Source organism: Rhodopirellula maiorica SM1, from assembly GCF_000346295.1.
In the GTDB taxonomy this organism is placed as follows: Bacteria; Planctomycetota; Planctomycetia; order Pirellulales; family Pirellulaceae; genus Novipirellula; species Novipirellula maiorica.
Window position 1 is genome coordinate 1 of sequence record NZ_ANOG01000092.1, and the last position, 3073, is coordinate 3073.

General features: G+C 54.6%; 3 protein-coding genes. 1 reads left to right on the plus strand and 2 read right to left on the minus strand.

The genetic code is table 11. From position 1 onward, the window contains the following. The coding region (gene pgi / locus RMSM_RS02740) for a glucose-6-phosphate isomerase (RefSeq protein ID WP_052031457.1) at nt 1-1241 on the minus strand (1241 nt) is incomplete at its 3' end. 230 nt (nt 1242-1471) lie between these two features. Then, nucleotides 1472-2269 carry a tetratricopeptide repeat protein gene (locus RMSM_RS02745; protein WP_008691242.1) on the minus strand — a complete coding sequence of 266 codons (798 nt, stop codon included), beginning with the start codon at nt 2267-2269 and terminating at the stop codon, nt 1472-1474. Nucleotides 2270-2575: 306 nt separating this feature from the next. Between RMSM_RS02745 and RMSM_RS02750 the strand changes: the two genes are divergently transcribed. Next, nucleotides 2576-3073, plus strand: a 498-nt coding sequence (locus tag RMSM_RS02750) for a redoxin domain-containing protein (RefSeq protein WP_008691244.1), incomplete at its 3' end; no start/stop codon positions are given.

A 3073-nucleotide genomic window follows, 5' to 3' on the forward strand; every position in this document is an offset into this window, starting at 1 on the left:
GATTTGCAAAATGCGATGAAGTCACACGGGATCAAATGCGTGCCTTGATGAATCAATTGGTAAAACGAGTGCTGGCCGTTGGTGCCCGGTTCACCCCAGAAAATCGGACTGGTGTCATAGTCGACACGGTCGCCCGACAAGGTGGTCGATTTGCCATTGCTCTCCATCGTCAATTGCTGCAAGTACGCGGGGAAGCGTTTCAGGTATTGATCGTAGGGCAGCACCGCGACCGTTTTTGCGTCGAAAAAGTTGGTGTACCAGACGTTCAACAATCCCATCAGTGCGGGCAAGTTTTGATCCAGTGGCGCGGTGCGAAAGTGAACATCCATTTCATGAAATCCGCTCAGCATCTCGCGAAAACGATCCGGACCAATCGCCAGCATCGTCGACAACCCGATCGCCGAATCCATTGAATAGCGGCCGCCGACCCAATCCCAGAATCCGAACATGTTCGCGGTGTCGATCCCGAATTTGCCGACTTCGTCCGCGTTGGTCGAAACCGCCACAAAATGTTTCGCGACGGCCGATTCGTCGCCACCCAGCCCCGCCAACAACCACGTGCGTGCAGAGCGAGCATTGGTCATCGTTTCCTGAGTCGTGAACGTCTTGGACGCCACGATGAACAGCGTTTCGGACGGATCGAGATCCTGAGTCGCCTCGGCAAAATCGGTTCCGTCGACGTTGGAAACGAAGCGAAAGTTCAGTTCACGATTGCTGTAGTGTCGCAGCGCCTCGTATGCCATCACAGGCCCAAGATCCGAACCTCCGATCCCGACATTGACAATATTGCGAATTTTCGCGCCGGTGTGACCTTTCCATTGGCCGCTGGTCACGCGGTCACAGAACGCCGCCATCTTGTCCAGCACCGCGTGCACGTCGGGAACCACGTTCTCGCCTTCGAATTCGATTTTGGCGTCGCGCGGAGCACGAAGCGCGGTATGCAGCACCGCGCGATCCTCGGTCGTATTGATTTTTTCGCCGCTGAACATCGCATCGATGCGATCTTTCAAGTTCGCCGATTCGGCCAAAGCGACCAACAGTTTGACCGTTTCTGAGGTGATCCGGTTTTTCGAGTAATCGAGGAACAATCCGAGTGCTTCGAGGCTGAGCGTTTCAGCTCGCTGAGGATCTTCGGCAAACCACTCGCGGAGATGTTTGTCCTTAATTTCCGCGTGGTGCGACTGCAGAGCTTGGTAAGCGTCACGAGAAGTCAGACCGTCAGTGGCTGTGCTGTTACTCATCCCAAAAAATCCTTCGATAAATCATGATCGTGAAAGTGGTGCCCTCATTCTCTACGAAGATTCACAGCCAGGGAACCTTGGGTAGCTCCAGTTTTTTAAAGTCGTTGATCGCTCCGCGATCAAAACGAGAATCTAGAAAAACGAGAGCCATCAAATCTCAAGCGATCGATGCGTTATGTCACAAAATCCGTCCCCGCAAAACGCCATGATCGCGGAGCGATTAGCGACGATTATCCAAACAGGCCTTTTTTCGGCAGGATCGTTTCCGCTCGTCCAGCTGCCTTTTCCGATTTCTTTACCTGTTTGCGGATCGCTTTGTCGGTCGCCGCCTCAGGCACATTGGCAAACACCTCGGCGTATTCTCGCAGCGCCGCGTCGTGGTCTCCGGCAGCGGCATACGATTGGGCCAACATCAGAAACAATGCCGGTTCGTAATTTTCCGACGGATGCCGCAACGACTGCATCTGCTGGGCCGCTAACTTGGGCTGCCCACTTTCGAGCAAATTGATTGCCGCGATGCGAACACACGGTGGGTATTCAGGATCAAGCTCGATCGCACGCTGGAAACAACTCTCCGCCTCCGCTTTTCGCCCCTGGTTCTCGTACCAGCTTCCGATTCCAAGTTGGACATCAATATCGTCTTGATGCGAATTCAGGGTGGCCGACGCCAAATCCATCGCCTCCTCTGGCCGATTGAACACCGTCAATGTGCCTAGCAGTTCGATTGCTCGCTGCGGTTCATCGGGTGCCTCGGCAAGCTTCGCCATCCCCGCATCGATCGCCTCTTCGCGAAGTTGATTCCATTGGTGCAGCGGCATCACACGATGACGACGACAACTGGAACAATCACCGAGGATCTGCTTTTTGCCCATCGGAATTAGCGGGATGAACAAGACGACGAAATAGTAGCCGGTTTCGTAGTCAGTCATTTGGCAATGGCCGCCACACGAATCGCACTGGTCGAAATAGATCCGCGGATTTTTCTTTCCGTAGTATTGCGTCCCAATACCATTGATCGTGGTCGGCATAAAGAGCTTTCGGTTCAGGCCAAGAGAGTGTGTGTTGTAGACAAGGAGAGTGTTTGCACAGAGAGTTCCCGCCAATTTAGCGGCTGGGTAGCGACGCCGCAAATATTGGCAGTCTGTTTTTTGCTGGCCTCCATCTTCGCTGTGCTCGGTGTTGATTGGCCTGGGTGGCGGAGAGCGAACGTGAGTGATCATTGGGTAGGTGACTCGAAACGGTTCGTTGTCTCGTTTGTTTGACTCGTCCGTGCATGCATGGCTGCATGTCCGATTAGCCGTTTTTTCTCCACTCTCTCTCTGAGGTTCTCGTTGATGAAGATCGTTCCTACGCTTGCCATTTGTGCCTTGTTCCTATCCTGCACGCTTGCCGCTCCGGCATCAGCTCAATCCCAAAGCGGGACCACGCTCACCACGGCCAAGCAGACGCTGGCTCCGGGCAAACCCGCCCAGGACTTCCAGCTGCAATCGGTCGCAGGCGAGTTGTCAGGCGATGTCCGGCTGAGCCAAGTCAACGCAGAAGGCCCCGTCGTCGTCGTGGTTTTGCGAGGTTTCCCAGGTCGCCAATGCCCGGCATGTTCAGCACAAGTGGGCGACATCATTCGAAACGCCGACAAATTTGCCGCCAAGAACGCGCGAGTGCTGTTGATCTACCCTGGAGCCAAAATGCAGCTCGGCATGCATGCCGATGATTTCCTGCAAGGCACGAAGCTTCCCAAACCGTTGACGATGCTACTGGACCCCGACTACCAATTCACCAACGCCTACGGACTACGCTGGAACGCCACAAACGAAACCGCCTATCCTACGACG